This is a genomic window from Microbacterium sp. X-17, assembly GCF_039615055.1.
In genome coordinates, this window is record NZ_JBDHNI010000004.1 from 258174 (window position 1) to 274653 (window position 16480).

Here is a 16480-nt window from a genome sequence, read left to right on the forward strand (position 1 = left end):
AGGTCACCGCGCGTTGCGGATGAAGACGAGGGGGATGATGCCGGCGGCCGCCACGACACCGCCGGCGAGGAACAGAAGCGTGTAGTTGGCTCCGGACCCGATCCCGAGAAGCAGCGGGGCCACGAACGGCACGATCGAGAAGGGCAGGGTCACGGCGATGTTCGCGATGCCGAGATTGCGTGCCGCATCCGCCGGGCTCGTCATGGTCGCGATCGCGAGAGCGATGAAGGTGCCCATGAGGGCTCCGGCGCCGACACCGGACACCAGGCACACACCGACGACGAACTGCGTCGGCGAGGTCGCCGTCACGATCACGACGATGCCTCCCGCCACCGACAGCGCGGCCGCGATGACCACCGGCTTCCGCCGGCCGAGCCGGTCGCCGACCCATCCGGCAAGCGGAGTCGCGACCACCGCGACGACGCCGGGGAGAAGATACGCCAGCGTGAGAACGCCCGCGAGGTCGTCGGCGGGCACCGCGATCTGATCCTGGAGGAAGTAGACCGTGTAGGTCGACACGACGCCGAAGCCGCAGGCGACCAGGAACAGGCTCACGAGCAGCCACGTGAAGTTGGACTCGCTTCGCGGGTTCACGTAGAAGCTGCCGAGGAACTCCTTGAAGCCGAAGGGCACGCGCGGGCCCTGCGCGGGAGTGTCGTCGCGGTACGCGATGACAAGGAGCCCGCCGAAGACGACCGCGGCGAGGACCGGCAATCCGATCTGCGCCAGGATGCTGGTCGGGAAGATCTGGATGAAGAAGATGCCCACCACGATCGACAGCGAGCCGGCGAGGCCCGACAGCGAGCCCACGAAGCCCTGCTGCTCTTCCGGGATCCGGTCGGCGACGATCGCCAGCGCCGCGGCGATCGCGGCGTTGACGAACCCCTGCATCAGCACCCAGCCGATGATCATGAGGGGAACCGTGTTCGACAGGCCGATCACGGCCGCGCCGGCGGCCGTTCCGAGGACACCGACGACGATCCACGGGCGACGGCGTCCGAACCGACTGCGCGTGCGGTCGCTGAGCCTGCCGAAGAACGGGTTGGCGAGCACCGCGATGAGCGTTCCCACGCCGGCGACCAGCGAGTAGGTGCCGGTCTTGTTCTCGGGATCGATGTCGCCGATACGCAGCGCGATGGTCACCGAGGCGGGCAGATTGATCGACATCCAGATGCCGAACATCGCCAACAGGTAGATCGCGATGAAGCCGACGCCGACACGGGTGCGAGAAGGCTCGGCAAGGGCGGCCGCGGCCGCGGACTCCGCTCGGGCGGGAAGGTCAGCGCTCATGAATCCTCTTCGTCGAGTGTAAACGGATACGCCACCGGTAACGTTTCCGGCTTGATCCGGTAACGTATCCGGAGCGGTGAACGCGTGTCAAGTTCTCGCCGCGGGAGAGGACGTCCATGCCGCGGAAAGTAACGCTGGCCGAGGTCGCGGATGCCGCGGGAGTGGGCGTCGCGACCGTCTCCCGGGCGATGAGCGGGCACCCCGACGTCAGCGCGGCGACGCAGGACCGCGTGCGAGAGGTCGCCAAGCGACTCGGCTACCGTCCCTCGGCGGCCGCCCGCGCGCTCAAAGCCGGCAGCTACCACGAGTTCACCGTCATCGTCCCGACCGGCGCCCTGGGCTGGTGGGGACCTTTCATCCAGACGGCGTTCGAAGCGGCGGCCGCGGAGGGCTATCGCATCTCGGTCTTCCCGGTCGGCACGGAGGACGACGCCGCCGCGATGGTCGACACGCTGTCCCTCGCGCCGACGGAGGGCGTCCTCGTGTGCACGGGCGTGGATCAGGAGCGTGTCCGGCGCGCCTGCGACCAGCTCGGCCTCCCGGTGGTGGCACTCGACGACGCCTCACGCGATGTCGTCCTCCCGACGGTCGCGGTCGCCAGCCGCCAAGGCGCGGCGGTGGCGACCACCCATCTCATCGAGCGCGGGGCGCGGTCCATCGTCCTGTGCGGCGGGTCAGGCGACTGGTACTACGAGACGGAGCGGCTCGCGGGCTATCGCGACGCGCTGGAGGCCGCCGGCATCCCGTTCCGGGAGGAGCTGGTGATCGACTGCGCGACCGATTTCAGCGAGGCGGACGAGGACCTGCCGCCGCTGGCCGGCCTCCTCGCGTCCGGCGTGCCCATCGACGCCGTGTTCTGCATCGGTGACGTCGTCGCTCCCGCGGCCTTCCGAACCCTGCGCAAGCACGGCCTCTCCGTCCCCGACGACGTCGCCGTCGCCGGCTTCGATGACGAGCGGGCCGCCGTGCTCGTCGACCCGCAGCTGACCACCCTGCGTCAGCCGTACGAGGCGATGGCGAACGCCGCGATGGACCTGCTGCTGCGCCAGATCCGGCGCGAGCCGGTCGCCGCCGAGCGCCTGCAGCTGCCCGGGACGCTGATCGTCCGCGCCTCGGCGTGAGCGACGAGCACCTACGAGGGCTTGTGCCGACTTAGAAGTCCCAGTCCTCGTCCTCGGTCGCGACGGCCTTGCCGATCACGTACGAGGAGCCGGAGCCGCTGAAGAAGTCGTGGTTCTCGTCGGCGTTCGGCGACAGGGCGGACAGGATCGCGGGATTCACATCCGTCACGGTCGCGGGGAACATCGCCTCGTAGCCCAGGTTCATGAGGGCCTTGTTGGCGTTGTAGTGCAGGAACTTCTTCACGTCCTCGGTCAAGCCGACGCCGTCGTAGAGGTCCTGCGTGTACTGCACCTCGTTGTCGTAGAGCTCGTAGAGGAGCGAGAACGCGTAGTCCTTGACATCCTGACGCTCCGCCTCGGAGACCCGCTCGAGCCCCTTCTGGAACTTGTAGCCGATGTAGTACCCGTGCACGGCCTCGTCGCGGATGATGAGGCGGATGAGGTCGGCCGTGTTCGTCAGCTTCGCGCGCGAGGACCAGTGCATCGGGAGGTAGAACCCGGAGTAGAAGAGGAAGGACTCGAGCAGCGTCGAGGCGACCTTCCGCTTCAGCGGCTCATCGCCGCGGTAGTACTCCATGACGATCTGCGCCTTCTTCTGGAGGTTCTCGTTCTCCACCGACCAGCGGAAGGCCTCGTCGATCTCCCTGGTCGAGCACAGCGTCGAGAAGATCGACGAGTAGGACTTCGCGTGCACCGATTCCATGAACGCGATGTTCGTGTACACCGCCTCCTCGTGAGGCGTCAGCGCATCCGGGATCAGGGACACCGCGCCGACCGTGCCCTGGATCGTGTCGAGGAGCGTGAGCCCCGTGAACACCCGCATCGTGAGGGTCTGCTCCTCGGGGGTGAGCGTGTTCCACGACTGCACGTCGTTCGACAGCGGCACCTTCTCGGGCAGCCAGAAGTTGTTCACGAGGCGGTTCCACACCTCGAGGTCCTTGTCGTCCTCGATGCGGTTCCAGTTGATCGCCTGCACGTGGTCGATCAGCTTGAGCTTCTCCGTCATGTCTTTCCTCAAAAATAGTCGCTGATCAGGGGATCAGAGCATGCAGCTGACGCAGCCCTCGACCTCGGTGCCCTCGAGGGCCATCTGGCGCAGGCGGATGTAGTAGATCGTCTTGATGCCCTTCTTCCAGGCGTAGATCTGGGCCTTGTTGATGTCGCGCGTGGTCGCGGTGTCCTTGAAGAACAGCGTCAGCGACAGGCCCTGGTCGACGTGCTGGCTGGCGGCGGCGTACGTGTCGATGACCTTCTCGTAGCCGATCTCGTACGCGTCCTCGTAGTACTCCAGGTTGTCGTTCGTCATGAACGGCGCCGGGTAGTAGACGCGGCCGAGCTTGCCCTCCTTGCGGATCTCGATCTTCGACGCGATGGGGTGGATCGAGCTCGTGGAGTTGTTGATGTACGAGATCGACCCGGTCGGCGGCACGGCCTGCAGGTTCTGGTTGTAGATGCCGTGCTGCTGGATGCTGGCGGCGAGCTCCCGCCAGTCGTCCTGCGTCGGGATGTGCTGGCCCGCGAACAGCTCGCGCACGCGCTCCGTGGCCGGCGCCCACTCGACATCCGTGTACTTGTCGAAGAACTCGCCCGACGCGTAGGTCGAGTCGGCGAAGCCGTCGAACGCGGTCCCGCGCTCGATCGCGAGCCGGTTGGAGGCGCGCAGGGCGTGGAAGAGCACCGTGTAGAAGTAGATGTTCGTGAAGTCGACGCCCTCCTCCGACCCGTAGCGCACGTGCTCGCGCGCGAGGTAGCCGTGGAGGTTCATCTGCCCGAGGCCGATCGCGTGCGAACGGTCGTTGCCATCCTCGATCGAGCGCACCGACGCGATGTGGCTCTGGTTGCTCACGGCGGTGAGCGCCCGGATCGCGGTCTCCACCGTGGTGCCGAGGTCGCCGCCGTCCATCGCCAGCGCGATGTTCATCGAGCCGAGGTTGCAGGAGATGTCCTTGCCGATCTCGGCGTACGAGAGGTCCTCGTTGTACGTGGTCGGCGTGTTCACCTGCAGGATCTCGCTGCAGAGGTTGGACATGTTGATCCGCCCGGCGATCGGGTTCTGCCGGTTCACCGTGTCCTCGAACATGATGTACGGGTAGCCCGACTCGAACTGGATCTCGGCGAGCGTCTGGAAGAACTCGCGCGCGTTGATCTTCGTCTTCTTGATGCGCGGATCATCGACCATCTCGCGGTACTTCTCGGTGACCGAGATGTCGCCGAACGGGATGCCGTAGACACGCTCCACGTCGTACGGGGAGAAGAGGTACATGTCCTCGCCGTTGCGGGCGAGCTCGAACGTGATGTCCGGGATGACGACGCCGAGCGACAGCGTCTTGATGCGGATCTTCTCGTCGGCGTTCTCGCGCTTCGTGTCCAGGAAGCGGAGGATGTCGGGGTGGTGCGCCGAGAGGTACACCGCGCCCGCGCCCTGGCGCGCGCCGAGCTGGTTCGCGTAGCTGAAGCTGTCTTCGAGGAGCTTCATGACCGGGATGATCCCGCTCGACTGGTTCTCGATCTGCTTGATCGGAGCGCCGGACTCGCGGATGTTGGAGAGGAGCAGCGCGACGCCGCCGCCGCGCTTGGAGAGCTGCAGCGAGGAGTTGATGCCGCGCGAGATCGACTCCATGTTGTCCTCGATGCGCAGGAGGAAGCACGAGACGAGCTCGCCGCGCTGGGCCTTGCCGGCGTTGAGGAACGTCGGGGTCGCCGGCTGGAAGCGGCCGGAGATGATCTCGTCGACGAGCTGGGTCGCCACGGCCTGGTCGCCGTCGGCGAGCGCGAGCGCGGTCATGACGACGCGGTCCTCGAAGCGCTCGAGATAGCGCTTGCCGTCGAACGTCTTGAGCGTGTAGCTCGTGTAGTACTTGAAGGCGCCCAGGAACGTGTCGAAGCGGAACTTCTTCCCGTACGCACGGTCGTGGAGGTCGCGGATGAAGACGAACGGGTACTTCTCGAGCACGGTCGGCTCGTAGTACTCCTTCTCCACGAGGTAGTCGAGACGCTCCTGGAGGGAGTGGAAGAAGACCGTGTTCTGGTTGACGTGCTGCAGGAAGTACTCCCGGGCCGCCCGCCGGTCGGCGTCGAACTGGATCTTCCCGTCCGGGCCGTAGAGGTTCAGCATCGCGTTGAGGGAGTGGTAGTCCATCCCCTCGAAACGCGCCTCGGTCTTGAAGTCCTTCTCGCTGGTCAGCGCTGCTGCATCCACCATCGTTCCAATCCCCCGCTCACGCGATCGACGTCTTCCGGTGTGCCGAACAGTTCGAGCCGGTACAAGTGCGGCACATGACACTTGCGGCTGATGATGTCTCCGGCGGCCCCGAAGGACTCGCCGAAGTTCGTGTTGCCCGCGGAGATGACCCCGCGGATGTTGCTCCGGTTGCGCTCGTCGTTGAGGAACCGGATGACCTGCCGTGGGACGGCCCCCTTCTCCTCCCCCCGGCCCTGGCCGCCCCCGTAGGTGGGGGTGACCAGGACATACGGCTCGTCGACGACGAGCGGAGAGTCGGAGGGCTGGAGCGGAATGCGCCGGGCAGGAAGGCCGAGCTTCTCGATGAACCGTGCCGTGTTGCCCGACACGCTCGAGAAGTAGACCAGGAGCGGGACCGAATCGGCCGATGCGGTCGCGCCCACGCGCTCGGCGACCGCGACGCTCATGTCAGGCCAGACGAGAGGCGAGCTCGTCGATCTTGTCGGGACGGAAGCCCGACCAGTGGTCCTCATCGGTGATGACGACCGGCGCCTGCAGGTAGCCCAGCGCCTTGACCTGCTCGAGGGCCGCCGGGTCCTCCGAGAGGTCGTGAATCTCGTATTCGATGCCCTTGGAGTCCAGCGCGCGGTACGTCGCGGTGCACTGGACGCAGGACGGCTTCGTGTAGACCGTGATCGCCATATCCGTCTCCTTCTTTCCCCGTGGTCGTCTCTTCCCGTCCGCCCTTCGGGCCGGATCCCGGTGCGACCACCACCGGGAGTCTCAATACTACATATGGGTGCCGACACGGGGAAGCACCACAAGGGCTAGTAGTTACATTCGTGTAGTTCTCCACCGCTGTCCCCAGGTACAACACACGTTGTCCACCGATTCATCCACAGGCGGCGGATCGCCTGCGAACCTGGAAAAGCGCTGGAAACCGGCTCTTTCGCGAGCCAGCGAGCGACCTGTCCACAGGGCCGAACCTAATCACCCCCACCGACATGGGGATTTCGCTCCCCCGCACCCTTCGGCGTGTCGCGCGTCCGTGACGACGCTGGTCGCGCGCGCGTCCGAGGTCTCAGCAGACGCGTAGGATTTCCGTCGTGTCCGCACCCGTGACCCTTCCCCGCGTCGCCTGGGGCGACCCGGGCGCCGAACGTCAAGCGCTCCTCGTCCACGGCCTCGGCTCCAGCGGCGCCCTCATGTGGCGCTATGGCGTGGCCCTTGCCGAGGCGGGCTGGTACGCGCTCGCCGTCGACCTCCGCGGTCACGGGACGGCGCCCCGCACCCTCGACTACACGCTCGCCGCGTACGCGAGCGACCTGGCCGAGCTGCGGTCGGCCGACGGCGTGTGGGACCTCGTGCTCGGGCACTCGCTCGGCGGCGCGGCCGTCACGCTCGTCGCCGCCGACGACGCGCACTGGACCCGGCGCCTCATCCTGGTGGACCCGGCGCTGCAGATGTCCTCCAGCGAGCGCGAGACGATCCGCAAGAGCCAGGAGGCCGCGTTCGCCGATCCCACGGTCGACGCCGTGTGGACCGAGCACCCGAACTGGCATCCGCAGGACATCGAGCTGAAGGCGCTCGCGACCCGCCAGGCCAGCCGCTGGGCGATCGAGCAGACGAGCACGCAGAACGCGGAGTGGGACCTGCGTGGCGCGGCCGCGCGACTGACCGTGCCGACGCGCGTCATCGCCGCCGACCCCCGCGTGCACAGCATCTTCACCGGGCAGGTCGTGCAGGACGTGCTCACGAACCCGCTGTGCTCGATGACGGTCGTGCCCGACGCGGGCCACTCCCCGCACCGCGACGAGCCCGAGGCCACCGTCGCCGCGCTGTTCGAGGCCCTCAAGGCCTGACATGAGCGTCACGCCGTTCGATCCGACAGCTCTGCTGCCGGACGAGCTGCTCGCGCGCTTCCGCGAGCGCGCCGCCGTCCACGACCGCGAGAACACGTTCCCGGACGAGGACCTCGCCAAGCTCCGCGACCGCGGATACCTCGCGATCCTGGCGCCGCGCGAGCTCGGCGGCGGCGGACTCGGCCTGGCGGAGGCATCCGTCCTGCAGCAGCGCCTGGCGACGGCCGCGCCCGCGACGGCCCTCGCGATCAACATGCACCTCGTGTGGACCGGCGTCGCGAAGGTGCTCGCCGATCGCGGCATCGACACGCTCCGCTTCGTCCACGAGGGCGCCGTCGCCGGCGAGATCTTCGCGTTCGGCATCAGCGAGGCGGGCAACGACCTCGTGCTGTTCGGCAGCGACACGGATGCCGCCCCGCAGGCGGACGGGGGCTACGCCTTCACGGGCACGAAGATCTTCACGTCGCTCGCCCCGGTGTGGACGCAGCTCGGCCTCCACGGCCTCGACACGACTTCCCCGGACGCACCGCGGATGGTCTACGCGTTCGTGCCGCGGACGGATGCCGTCGTCACGCGCGACGACTGGGACACGCTCGGGATGCGCGCGACGCAGAGCCGCACGACCGAGCTCCGCTCGGCGCACGCCCCCGCTGATCGGGTCGTGCGCCGCATCCCGCCCGGGCCGAACCCCGATCCGATCGTGTTCGGCATCTTCAGCGTGTTCGAGCTGCTCCTCGCCTCCGTGTACACGGGGATCGCGCGGCGCGCGCTCGACCTCGCCGTCGAGGCGGCGAACGGGCGACGCTCGAAGCGGACAGGCGAGGCCTACAGCCAGGATCCCGACATCCGGTGGCGCATCGCGGACATGGCGCTCGCGTACGACGCGCTGCCCCCGCAGCTCGCGAGCCTCACGGCCGACGTCGATGGGCTCGTCGACCACGGCGCGCGCTGGTTCTCGCTGCTCGCCGGCGTCAAGCATCGGGCCGTCACGACCGCGAAGTCCGTGGTGGACGAGGCGATGCTCGTGGCCGGCGGCGCCTCCTTCTTCTCCGCGAACGAGCTGAGCCGCCTCGCGCGCGACGTTCTGGCCGGCGCGTTCCACCCGTCCGATCCCGAGTCGGCGCACGCCACGGTCGCGACGGCGTGGCTCGGTCCGCTGGAGCCTGGGCAGCCCTAGCGGCCGTCGAAGTCGAACGCCTTCAGCAGCTCGGCGACGGCGTGGTCGCGCTGCTCGCCGCCCTCCTCGAACATGTCGGTGACGTGCGTGCGGAGGTGGTTCTCGAGCAGGAGCCGATTGAGCGACTCGAGCGCCCGCTGGATCGCGCGAGACTGCGCGATGATGTCCATGCAGTAGTCCTCGTTCTCGATCATCTTCGCGAGCCCGCGCACCTGGCCCTCGAGAATGCTCGTACGATGCAGGGCGCGCTTCTTGATGTCGTCGATCACGCCGCCAGGCTACCCCCGGCGGAACCGGGTGAGGGGATCCCCGAACCGGAGGGAAGGAGCCGGGCATGGTGCGCACGCCCACCGCGCTGCTGAGTCCCGCGGATCGAGCGCGGCGTCGCGCGCTGCGCCGGATGCAGGCGATCGCGACCGCGGCGCTCGTCGCGCTCGCGATCGTGTTCGCCCTCGCGTTCGCGCTGCAGGAGCAGTACCCCTGGGTCGCCTACGTGCGCGCCGCGGCGGAGGGCGGCATGGTCGGCGCGCTCGCGGACTGGTTCGCCGTGACGGCGCTGTTCCGCCGTCCGCTCGGCCTGCCGATCCCGCACACCGCGATCATCCCCACGCGGAAGGACGAGATCGGCCGGGCGCTGGGCGAGTTCGTGGAGACGAACTTCCTGTCCGCCGAGGTCGTGCGCACGCGCCTGTCCGAGGCGTCGCTCGCGCCCCGGATCGGGACGTGGCTCGCCGAGGAGCCGCACGCGGAGCGCGTCGTGGCCGAGGCATCCCTCCTCGCCGGCACGACGCTGCGCGCGCTCGACGACGAGGAGGTGGGCGAGGTGCTCGAGAGTCTCGCGCGCGAGCACCTCATCGTGCCGGAGTGGGCGCCGCCGCTGGGCGAGCGGCTCGCGCAGGTCATCGCGTCCGGCGCGCACCACGGCGCCGTCGACCTCGCCGTGGACACGCTGGCGAACTGGCTGCGGCGGCATCCGGACGCCTTCTCGGGGCTCGTGTCCGGGCGGCTGCCGTCGTGGGCGCCGCGCATCGCGCAGCGGCTCGTCGACGAGGCGGTCTACCGTGAGGCGACCCAGTTCGTGATGACCGTGCGGGCCGATCCCGACCATCCCGCCCGCCGGGCACTCGACGACTATCTCGCGCGGCTTGCCGAGCAGCTGCAGCACGACCCCCGCACGATCGGGATGCTGGAGGACGCGAAGGCGAGCATCTTCGACAGTCCGCGCGTGCGCGATCTCGCCGGGCGCGCGTGGGACGCGGCGCGGCGCGGCCTGCTGGCGGCGCTGGATGATCCGGCGAGCGAACTGCGCGCCCGGGCGCGCAGCATCCTCCAGGACGTCGGCGTTCGCCTGGAGACGGATGCCGGGCTCCAGCGCCGACTCGACGACTGGCTCATCGGGGCGGCGGTGGTGCTCGTCGAGCGGTACCGGCACGACATCGCCTCGATCATCACGGACACGATCGAGCGCTGGGATCCCGCCGAGACCACGGAGAAGATCGAGCTCATGGTCGGCCGCGACCTCCAGTACATCCGGCTGAACGGCACGATCGTCGGCTCCCTCGCCGGCCTCGTGATCTACGCCGTGGCCCAGGCCCTCCTCTGACCCGATCCCCCTCCGGCCCCCGTCCGCTCCGGCCCGGTCCCCCTCCCGCTGAGAACGCGTGTATGTCACGAAATCCGCCCGTTTTCATGACACAAGCGCGTTCTCACGGGTCAGGGGGACCGGTAGCCTGGCGGCGTGACCGAGCCTGCCGACCAGTTCCTCTTCACATACGGGACGCTCCAGTACCCCGGGGTGCAGCTGGACACGTTCGGGCGGCTGCTCGACTCGGAGCCCGACACGCTCGAGCGCTACACGATCGACTACGTGGAGATCACGGATCCGCGGGTGGTCGAGCTCTCCGGGGAGGCCGTGCACCCCATCGTGCGGGCGACCGGGGATCCGCGCGACAAGGTCACCGGCGTCGTGCTGCGGGTGAGCGAGGCGGAGCTGGTCGCCGCCGACGAGTACGAGGTCTCGCTCTACCGGCGGGCGGCCATCACGCTCGCCAGCGGCCGGGAAGCGTGGATCTACCTGCCCGCGACCGCCCCGGGGATCCTCCCCTCGTGACGAAGTCGATCGGATACCTCTCCTTCGGCCACTGGTCGGAGGGCCCGTTCAGCGAGACGCGCACGGCGTCCGACGCACTGCTGCAGGCGATCGAGCTCGCCGTCGCGGCCGAGGAGATCGGCATCGACGGCGCCTACTTCCGCGTGCACCACTTCGCGCGGCAGCACGCGAGCCCGTTCCCCCTGCTCGCGGCGATCGGGGCGCGCACCTCACGGATCGAGATCGGCACGGGCGTCATCGACTTCCGGTACGAGAACCCGCTCTACGCCGCGGAGGATGCGGGAGCGGCCGACCTCATCTCCGGCGGCCGCCTGCAGCTCGGGATCTCGCGCGGCTCCCCCGAGCAGGTGATCGACGGATTCCGCTACTTCGGGCACATCCCCGGCGACGACGATCCCGCCGGCGAGCAGCTCGCGCGCACCAGCATCGAGACCTTCCTCCAGGTGATCTCGGGCGCGCAGTTCGCGGAGCCCAACCCGAGCCCGATGTTCCCCAACCCCCACCCCGGCGCGCTCGGCATCGAGCCCCAGTCGCCGGGCCTGCGGGATCGCATCTGGTGGGGATCCGCCTCGGACGCCACCGCCCGCTGGGCGGCGCAGCTCGGGATGAACCTGCAGAGCTCGACGCTGAAGCTCTACGAGTCGGACGAGCCCTTCCACGTGCAGCAGCGGAAGCAGATCGAGGTATTCCGCGAGGCGTGGAAAGAGGCCGGGCACGAGCGCGAGCCGCGCGTCTCCGTGAGCCGATCCATCTTCGCGCTCGTCGACGAGCGGGACTGGCGGTTCTTCGGCCGCGAGCGCGGCGGCGCGGACCAGGTCGGCAGCATCCCGGACACCGGCCGCGCGATCTTCGGCCGCTCCTACGCCGGCCCGCCGGACCGACTGATCGAGGAACTACGCGAGGACGAGGCGATCGCCGCGGCCGATACCCTGCTGCTCACGATCCCGAGCCAGCTCGGGGTCGAGTACAACCTGCATGCCCTGGACGCGATCCTGACGCACGTGGCCCCGGCCCTCGGCTGGCGCTAATCGTCGAGTCCGGTGACGACATAGCGACGCTCGATGGAGGCGGTCGCGGCGCCCCACTCGCTCGACGCGACCCGCGCCTGATGTGATCGGAACGATGCCGGGTCGGAAAATCGCTCGCTCACACTCCAGACGAGCGGATCGTCCGTCGCGACGACGACGAACGAGAGGCACCCGGCCTCCGCGCGCGTGAGCGCGATGTGGGTAGGCAGGAGCTCGGCGACGAGGGCCGCGTCATCCGCATCGCGACAGACGAGCAGCCCCTCGAGCGTCACGGTTGTCATCGCTCCATTCTGTCCTCTACGGCTGCCGTTCGGAGCGCCGACAGCGGGCCGGGCCTACGCTGAGTCCATGCGTGCCGGACTCCACTTCTGGAACTTCACGACGGCCGGGGGCCCGGCCACGATCCCCTCCACGCTCGCCGAGACCGCGCAGGTCGCAGAGGCGGGCGGCTTCGATCAGTTCACCGTCATGGACCACTGGTTCCAGATGGAGCGGGTCGGGGACCTCCGCGAGCCGATGCTGGAGGCGTACACGACGCTCGGCTTCGTCGCGGCGCTCACGTCCCGCATGCGCCTCACGCCCCTCGTCACCGGCGTCACCTACCGGCATCCGGGCCTTCTCGCGAAGATCGTCACGACGCTGGACGTCCTGAGCGGCGGCCGCGCGGCGCTCGGCATCGGCGCCGCCTGGTACGACCGCGAGCACGACGCGCTCGGCGTCCCCTTCCCCGTCATGAAGGAGCGCTTCGAGCGGCTGGAGGAGGCGGTCCAGATCGCGCTGCAGATGTGGAGCGAGGACGAGGGTGCCTACGACGGCACCCACTACCGGCTCGCCGAGACGATCAACAGCCCTCAGGCCGCGAGCCGCCCGCACCCGCCCCTCATGATCGGCGGCCGCGGGGAGAAGAAGACCCTGCGGATCGCGGCGCAGTACGCGCAGATCGTCAATCTGACCTCATCCGACCCGGACGAGATCACGCGGCTGCTCGGTGTGCTCCGCGGCCACTGCGACACCCTGGGCACGGACTACGACGCGATCGAGAAGCAGGCCATGGCCACGGTCCTCGACCCGGATGCGCCGGACTTCCTGCCGACGATGGAGCGGCTGGCGGACGCCGGCATCGACCTGGTCGTGTTCGGCGCGCGCCGCGAGCATCAGCGCGAGTGGGCGGAGAAGCTCTCCGAGGAGGTCATCCCCGCCCTCGCGGAGCTCTGACCGGGGTCAGCGCTGGAGCGTCTTGTAGAAGACGAGGCCGTTGCCCTGGTTGTCGTAGACGACCGCGCGACGCTCGTGCGCGTCGTCGTACGGACCCTTCGCGATCCCGCCGCCGGCCTCGTCGGTCGCCGCCGCGAAGCCGTCCACGTCGTCGGTCTTGATGCCGACGACGACCTGGCCGGGGATCGGGTGGTCGATCGCCGTCGCGAGGCCGATCGTGATCGAGCCGCCGTCGAGCGCGGCGTAGTGGTTCCCGTCACGGAACTTCAGCGGGAAGCCGAGCGTCTCCGTGTAGAACTTGATCGACCCGTCGAGGTCGTCGGTGGACAGAACGACCATTCGCACCTGCGCGTCGGACATGAGGCTCCTCCTTGAACTGGGATCGAGAGCAGCCTAGCGGCGCCCGCAGGTCACCGTGTGATCGTGTTGATGGCCAGGACGATGATGAGCGCGTTGAGGAAGAAGCTGATCGTCGTGTGCCACATGACCGTCCACCGCATCCGGGTCGTCGCGACCGAGACGTCGGACACCGAGAACGCCGTCGCGTTCGTGAACGAGAAGTAGAGGAAGTCCACGAGGCGCGGATGCTCCGTGCCCGGGAAGATCAGCGGAGGCCGATCGGAGCGCCCGTAGCTGCGCTGATAGATGCGCGCGAACCCCCAGTGGAAGAGCGCCCACGACAGCAGCATCGCCCAGACGGCGACGAACGTGATCGCCGGTCCCCACTGCTCGTTGTCGCGCAGGCCCAGCAGCACGCTCGCCGACCAGATGCCCATCGCGCTCGCGATGAACGTCGCGAAGCCCGCGACGAACCGGACGAGCGGCCAGCGGTCGAGCGCGTCCGCGATCGGCGCGGTCTGCGCCAGCGGCCGCACCGCGCTGCGCCACGCGACGATGACCGCGGCGAGCCAGTACAGCGAGCCGACGACGCAGAACCCGAACAGCCAGAGGAAGAACCCCTCCGGCGATTCGTCCTCGGTGAGGATGAACTGGGTCCCGAAGACGATGAGCAGCAGCTGAGCGACGAGGTCCAGTGACCGCAGCACGAGCACGCCGATCGTCGTCATCCGCGAGTGCTGCATCCGCCCATCGTAGGGGCGCGGCGCTCCTCGCAAATAGCTATGTAAAATAGTAATGATGAGCGATGACGTCGTGAGGTTCCAGACGCAGCTGCGCACCTTCGTGCGACGGCTGCGCACCGAGCAGCCCCTCGTGGAGGGACTGTCGCGCGGCGCCGTGCGCCTGCTGCACCTGATCTTCCGCGCCGGCGGCCCCACCACCCCGGGCGCCGTCGCCGAACTGCTCGGGATGACGTCGTCGAACGTCGCGCCGATCCTGCGCGAGCTGGAGACGGCCGGGCTCGTGCGCCGCGAGCGCGATCCGGATGACGCGCGACGCGTGCGCGTCATCCTCTCCGACCGCGGGCGCACGGTGTGCGAGCGGTCCCGCGAGGGTCGCGAGGAGTGGCTGCGCGAGGCGATCGCGACGACACTCGACCCGCGAGAGCGGGCTCTGCTGTTCGCGACGGGCGACCTGCTCGAGCGGATGGCCGCGGCTGCCCCCCGCCTCGGAACCCACGCCGCGGAGAAGGAAGAGGTGCGCGGATGAGCAACATGCACGGAGGCATGACCCGCGTGGGCGCGGTGCGACGCACGCCGATCTCGGGCGGGGATGCCGCGGCGCAGCGCGCGCTCAACGCGCAGGCGCCGAAGATCGACCATCTCCTGCGCCGCACCAGCTTGCTCTTCCGGCCGCACCGGGCCGCTCTGATCCTCACCGCCGCGCTCGTCCTCGCGAGCGCCGGGCTCACGGTGCTGCCCCCGCTGCTGACACAGTCCCTGTTCGACGACGCCCTGTTCCCGGCATCCGGCGGCGTCGTGATGCCGCTGCTGATCGAGCTGTCGGTCGCGATGATCGTCATCTACCTCGTCTCGACGCTTCTCGCGGTCTGGCAGACATACCTCACGGCGACCGTGGGAAACAAGGTCATGGGCGACCTGCGCGTGCGGCTGTTCACGCACCTGCAGGCGATGGAGCTCAGCTTCTTCACGCGCACGAAGACCGGCATCATCCAGTCCCGCCTGCAGAACGATGTCGGCGGTGTCGCCGGCGTGCTCTCGAACACGGTGTCGAGCGTCCTCGGCAACTTCGTGCAGGTCGCCGCGGCGCTCGTCGCGATGTTCCTGCTGAACTGGCAGCTCGCGATCGTGTCGATCGTGCTGATGCCGCTGCTCGTCCTCGTGCAGCGGCGCGTCGGGCAGGTGCGCGCGCGCATCGCCGCCCAGACGCAGGAGAGCCTGTCGGAGATGACCGCGATCACGCAGGAGTCGCTGTCGGTGTCCGGCATCCTGCTCGCGAAGTCGTTCAACCGGCCGAAGGGCGAGATCGCCCGCTACGGAGCGGAGAACGACCGGCAGGTCGGCCTCCAGGTGCGGCAGGCGATGAGCGGGCAGTGGTTCCTCGGGATGGTGCAGGTCTTCCTGTCCGCCATCCCCGTGGTCGTGTACATCGTCGCGGGCTGGCTGCTCACCGGCGGGGCGACCGACATCACGGCCGGCACGATCGTCGCGTTCACGGCCGTGCAGGCGCGGATGCTCTTCCCGCTCGTCGGCATCATGCGCACCGCGCTCGACCTGCAGACCTCCGGCGCCCTCTTCGCCCGCATCTTCGAGTACCTCGATCTGAAGCCGTCGATCACGGACGCCGCGGATGCCGCGGAGCTTCCCGCGGGACGGACCGCGGTGGGCGTCGACTTCGACCACGTGACCTTCCGCTACCCCGACGCGAAGCCGGGCGAGACCTCGACGCTCGACGACGTGTCGTTCCAGATCCCCGCCGGGACCTATGCCGCGTTCGTCGGCCCCTCGGGGGCCGGCAAGACGACCGTCTCGTACCTGATCCCGCGGCTGTACGAGGCGACCGCCGGCGCCGTGCGGGTCGCGGGGCACGACGTCCGCGACCTCACGATGGACTCGCTCATGGCGCACATCGGCATCGTGAGCCAGGAGACGTACCTCTTCCACGCGACGATCGCAGAGAACCTGCGCTACGCCCGGACGGATGCGACGCAGACCGAGCTCGAGGACGCCTGCCGGAAGGCGAACATCCACGACACGATCTCCGGCTTCCCGGACGGCTACGACACGGTCGTCGGCGAGCGCGGATACCGCCTCTCCGGCGGCGAGAAGCAGCGGATCGCGATCGCGCGCGTGCTCCTCAAGGACCCCGACGTGCTGGTGCTGGACGAGGCCACGAGCGCGCTCGACTCGATCTCGGAGAGCGTCGTGCAGGAGGCCCTCGACACCGCGGCATCCGGTCGCACCACGATCGCGATCGCCCACCGGCTCTCGACGATCGTGAACGCGGACCAGATCTTCGTGGTCGAGCGCGGGCGCGTCGTCGAGCACGGGACGCACGCCGACCTGCTCGCCGCCGGCGGCGCGTACTCCCGGCTCTACCTCCAGCAGACCCGGTCGCCCGAGCTCGCCGCATGAGG

General features: G+C 68.9%; 18 protein-coding genes. 9 read left to right on the plus strand and 9 right to left on the minus strand.

The features are described from left to right. Positions 1-3 precede the first annotated feature (3 nt). Complete coding sequence (locus ABCS02_RS20655) at positions 4-1290, minus strand: MFS transporter (RefSeq protein WP_345837573.1); 1287 nt, start codon at positions 1288-1290, stop codon at positions 4-6. Between the two features lie 116 nt (positions 1291-1406). Between ABCS02_RS20655 and ABCS02_RS20660 the strand changes: the two genes are divergently transcribed. After that, positions 1407-2411 (plus strand): LacI family DNA-binding transcriptional regulator, encoded by a 1005-nt coding sequence (locus ABCS02_RS20660; RefSeq protein ID WP_345837574.1) that lies wholly within the window; start codon positions 1407-1409, stop codon positions 2409-2411. A 31-nt stretch (positions 2412-2442) separates the two neighbouring features. On the opposite strand, the gene nrdF is transcribed toward ABCS02_RS20660, so the two are convergent. Genes nrdF through nrdH form a run of 4 tightly spaced genes read right to left on the minus strand, consistent with a single transcriptional unit; the run spans position 2443 to position 6294 of the window. Further along, positions 2443-3417 carry a class 1b ribonucleoside-diphosphate reductase subunit beta gene (gene nrdF, locus ABCS02_RS20665; RefSeq protein ID WP_345837575.1) on the minus strand — a complete coding sequence of 325 codons (975 nt, stop codon included), beginning with the start codon at positions 3415-3417 and terminating at the stop codon, positions 2443-2445. A gap of 33 nt (positions 3418-3450) precedes the next feature. Continuing rightward, positions 3451-5613, minus strand: a complete 2163-nt coding sequence (gene nrdE, locus ABCS02_RS20670; RefSeq protein WP_345837576.1) for a class 1b ribonucleoside-diphosphate reductase subunit alpha — start codon at positions 5611-5613, stop codon at positions 3451-3453. Next, complete coding sequence (gene nrdI / locus ABCS02_RS20675; protein ID WP_345837577.1) at positions 5592-6059, minus strand: class Ib ribonucleoside-diphosphate reductase assembly flavoprotein NrdI; 468 nt, start codon at positions 6057-6059, stop codon at positions 5592-5594. Before nrdI ends, nrdE begins: the two co-directional genes overlap by 22 nt. 1 nt (position 6060) lies before the next feature. After that, a complete protein-coding gene (gene nrdH / locus ABCS02_RS20680; RefSeq protein ID WP_307216613.1) occupies positions 6061-6294 on the minus strand; it encodes a glutaredoxin-like protein NrdH in 234 nt (77 codons plus the stop codon). 404 nt (positions 6295-6698) lie between these two features. Between nrdH and ABCS02_RS20685 the strand changes: the two genes are divergently transcribed. Beyond that, complete coding sequence (locus ABCS02_RS20685; RefSeq protein ID WP_345837578.1) at positions 6699-7454, plus strand: alpha/beta hydrolase; 756 nt, start codon at positions 6699-6701, stop codon at positions 7452-7454. Position 7455: 1 nt separating this feature from the next. Continuing rightward, the gene (locus ABCS02_RS20690; RefSeq protein WP_345837579.1) at positions 7456-8631 is read left to right on the plus strand and encodes an acyl-CoA dehydrogenase family protein; all 1176 of its coding nucleotides are present in this window, start codon (positions 7456-7458) and stop codon (positions 8629-8631) included. Here the strand turns inward: ABCS02_RS20690 and ABCS02_RS20695 are convergent. Then, complete coding sequence (locus ABCS02_RS20695) at positions 8628-8900, minus strand: metal-sensitive transcriptional regulator (protein ID WP_345837580.1); 273 nt, start codon at positions 8898-8900, stop codon at positions 8628-8630. The two genes, ABCS02_RS20690 and ABCS02_RS20695, sit on opposite strands and share 4 nt — an antisense overlap. Positions 8901-8965: 65 nt before the next feature. Here ABCS02_RS20695 and ABCS02_RS20700 point away from each other — a divergent pair, with 65 nt between their 5' ends. The 3 genes from ABCS02_RS20700 (at position 8966) to ABCS02_RS20710 (ending at position 11769) form a co-directional block, all read left to right on the plus strand. Beyond that, entirely contained in the window at positions 8966-10234 is a 1269-nt protein-coding gene (locus ABCS02_RS20700) for a DUF445 domain-containing protein (RefSeq protein ID WP_345837581.1), read from the plus strand. Between the two features lie 135 nt (positions 10235-10369). Further along, entirely contained in the window at positions 10370-10741 is a 372-nt protein-coding gene (locus tag ABCS02_RS20705) for a gamma-glutamylcyclotransferase family protein (protein WP_345837582.1), read from the plus strand. Then, the gene (locus ABCS02_RS20710) at positions 10738-11769 is read left to right on the plus strand and encodes an LLM class flavin-dependent oxidoreductase (protein WP_345837583.1); all 1032 of its coding nucleotides are present in this window, start codon (positions 10738-10740) and stop codon (positions 11767-11769) included. The genes ABCS02_RS20705 and ABCS02_RS20710 overlap by 4 nt, the downstream gene beginning before the upstream one ends. On the opposite strand, the gene ABCS02_RS20715 is transcribed toward ABCS02_RS20710, so the two are convergent. After that, positions 11766-12050: an antibiotic biosynthesis monooxygenase gene (locus ABCS02_RS20715; protein WP_345837584.1), complete on the minus strand. Its 285-nt coding sequence runs from the start codon at positions 12048-12050 to the stop codon at positions 11766-11768. The two genes, ABCS02_RS20710 and ABCS02_RS20715, sit on opposite strands and share 4 nt — an antisense overlap. A gap of 67 nt (positions 12051-12117) precedes the next feature. Here ABCS02_RS20715 and ABCS02_RS20720 point away from each other — a divergent pair, with 67 nt between their 5' ends. Then, positions 12118-12984 (plus strand): LLM class F420-dependent oxidoreductase, encoded by an 867-nt coding sequence (locus ABCS02_RS20720; protein ID WP_345837585.1) that lies wholly within the window; start codon positions 12118-12120, stop codon positions 12982-12984. 6 nt (positions 12985-12990) lie between these two features. On the opposite strand, the gene ABCS02_RS20725 is transcribed toward ABCS02_RS20720, so the two are convergent. Further along, on the minus strand, positions 12991-13344 hold the full coding sequence (locus ABCS02_RS20725; RefSeq protein WP_345837586.1) for a VOC family protein: 354 nt from the start codon (positions 13342-13344) through the stop codon (positions 12991-12993). A gap of 50 nt (positions 13345-13394) precedes the next feature. After that, positions 13395-14066: a DUF1345 domain-containing protein gene (locus ABCS02_RS20730; protein ID WP_345837587.1), complete on the minus strand. Its 672-nt coding sequence runs from the start codon at positions 14064-14066 to the stop codon at positions 13395-13397. A gap of 55 nt (positions 14067-14121) precedes the next feature. Here ABCS02_RS20730 and ABCS02_RS20735 point away from each other — a divergent pair, with 55 nt between their 5' ends. Together ABCS02_RS20735 and ABCS02_RS20740 are read left to right on the plus strand one after the other, a co-directional pair. Continuing rightward, positions 14122-14592: a MarR family transcriptional regulator gene (locus ABCS02_RS20735; RefSeq protein WP_345837588.1), complete on the plus strand. Its 471-nt coding sequence runs from the start codon at positions 14122-14124 to the stop codon at positions 14590-14592. Continuing rightward, positions 14589-16478 carry an ABC transporter ATP-binding protein gene (locus ABCS02_RS20740; RefSeq protein WP_345837589.1) on the plus strand — a complete coding sequence of 630 codons (1890 nt, stop codon included), beginning with the start codon at positions 14589-14591 and terminating at the stop codon, positions 16476-16478. The genes ABCS02_RS20735 and ABCS02_RS20740 overlap by 4 nt, the downstream gene beginning before the upstream one ends. Positions 16479-16480 lie beyond the last annotated feature (2 nt).

Coding starts and splice junctions, on each gene's coding strand:
- ABCS02_RS20715 (WP_345837584.1), bottom strand. CDS start 12,050: ATGACAACCGTGACGCTCGAGGGGCTGCTCGTCTGTCGCGATGCGGAT.
- ABCS02_RS20740 (WP_345837589.1), top strand. CDS start 14,589: ATGAGCAACATGCACGGAGGCATGACCCGCGTGGGCGCGGTGCGACGC.
- nrdH (WP_307216613.1), bottom strand. CDS start 6,294: ATGGCGATCACGGTCTACACGAAGCCGTCCTGCGTCCAGTGCACCGCG.
- ABCS02_RS20700 (WP_345837581.1), top strand. CDS start 8,966: ATGGTGCGCACGCCCACCGCGCTGCTGAGTCCCGCGGATCGAGCGCGG.
- ABCS02_RS20660 (WP_345837574.1), top strand. CDS start 1,407: ATGCCGCGGAAAGTAACGCTGGCCGAGGTCGCGGATGCCGCGGGAGTG.
- nrdI (WP_345837577.1), bottom strand. CDS start 6,059: ATGAGCGTCGCGGTCGCCGAGCGCGTGGGCGCGACCGCATCGGCCGAT.
- ABCS02_RS20655 (WP_345837573.1), bottom strand. CDS start 1,290: ATGAGCGCTGACCTTCCCGCCCGAGCGGAGTCCGCGGCCGCGGCCGCC.
- ABCS02_RS20690 (WP_345837579.1), top strand. CDS start 7,456: ATGAGCGTCACGCCGTTCGATCCGACAGCTCTGCTGCCGGACGAGCTG.
- nrdF (WP_345837575.1), bottom strand. CDS start 3,417: ATGACGGAGAAGCTCAAGCTGATCGACCACGTGCAGGCGATCAACTGG.
- ABCS02_RS20730 (WP_345837587.1), bottom strand. CDS start 14,066: ATGCAGCACTCGCGGATGACGACGATCGGCGTGCTCGTGCTGCGGTCA.
- ABCS02_RS20720 (WP_345837585.1), top strand. CDS start 12,118: ATGCGTGCCGGACTCCACTTCTGGAACTTCACGACGGCCGGGGGCCCG.
- nrdE (WP_345837576.1), bottom strand. CDS start 5,613: ATGGTGGATGCAGCAGCGCTGACCAGCGAGAAGGACTTCAAGACCGAG.
- ABCS02_RS20735 (WP_345837588.1), top strand. CDS start 14,122: ATGAGCGATGACGTCGTGAGGTTCCAGACGCAGCTGCGCACCTTCGTG.
- ABCS02_RS20725 (WP_345837586.1), bottom strand. CDS start 13,344: ATGTCCGACGCGCAGGTGCGAATGGTCGTTCTGTCCACCGACGACCTC.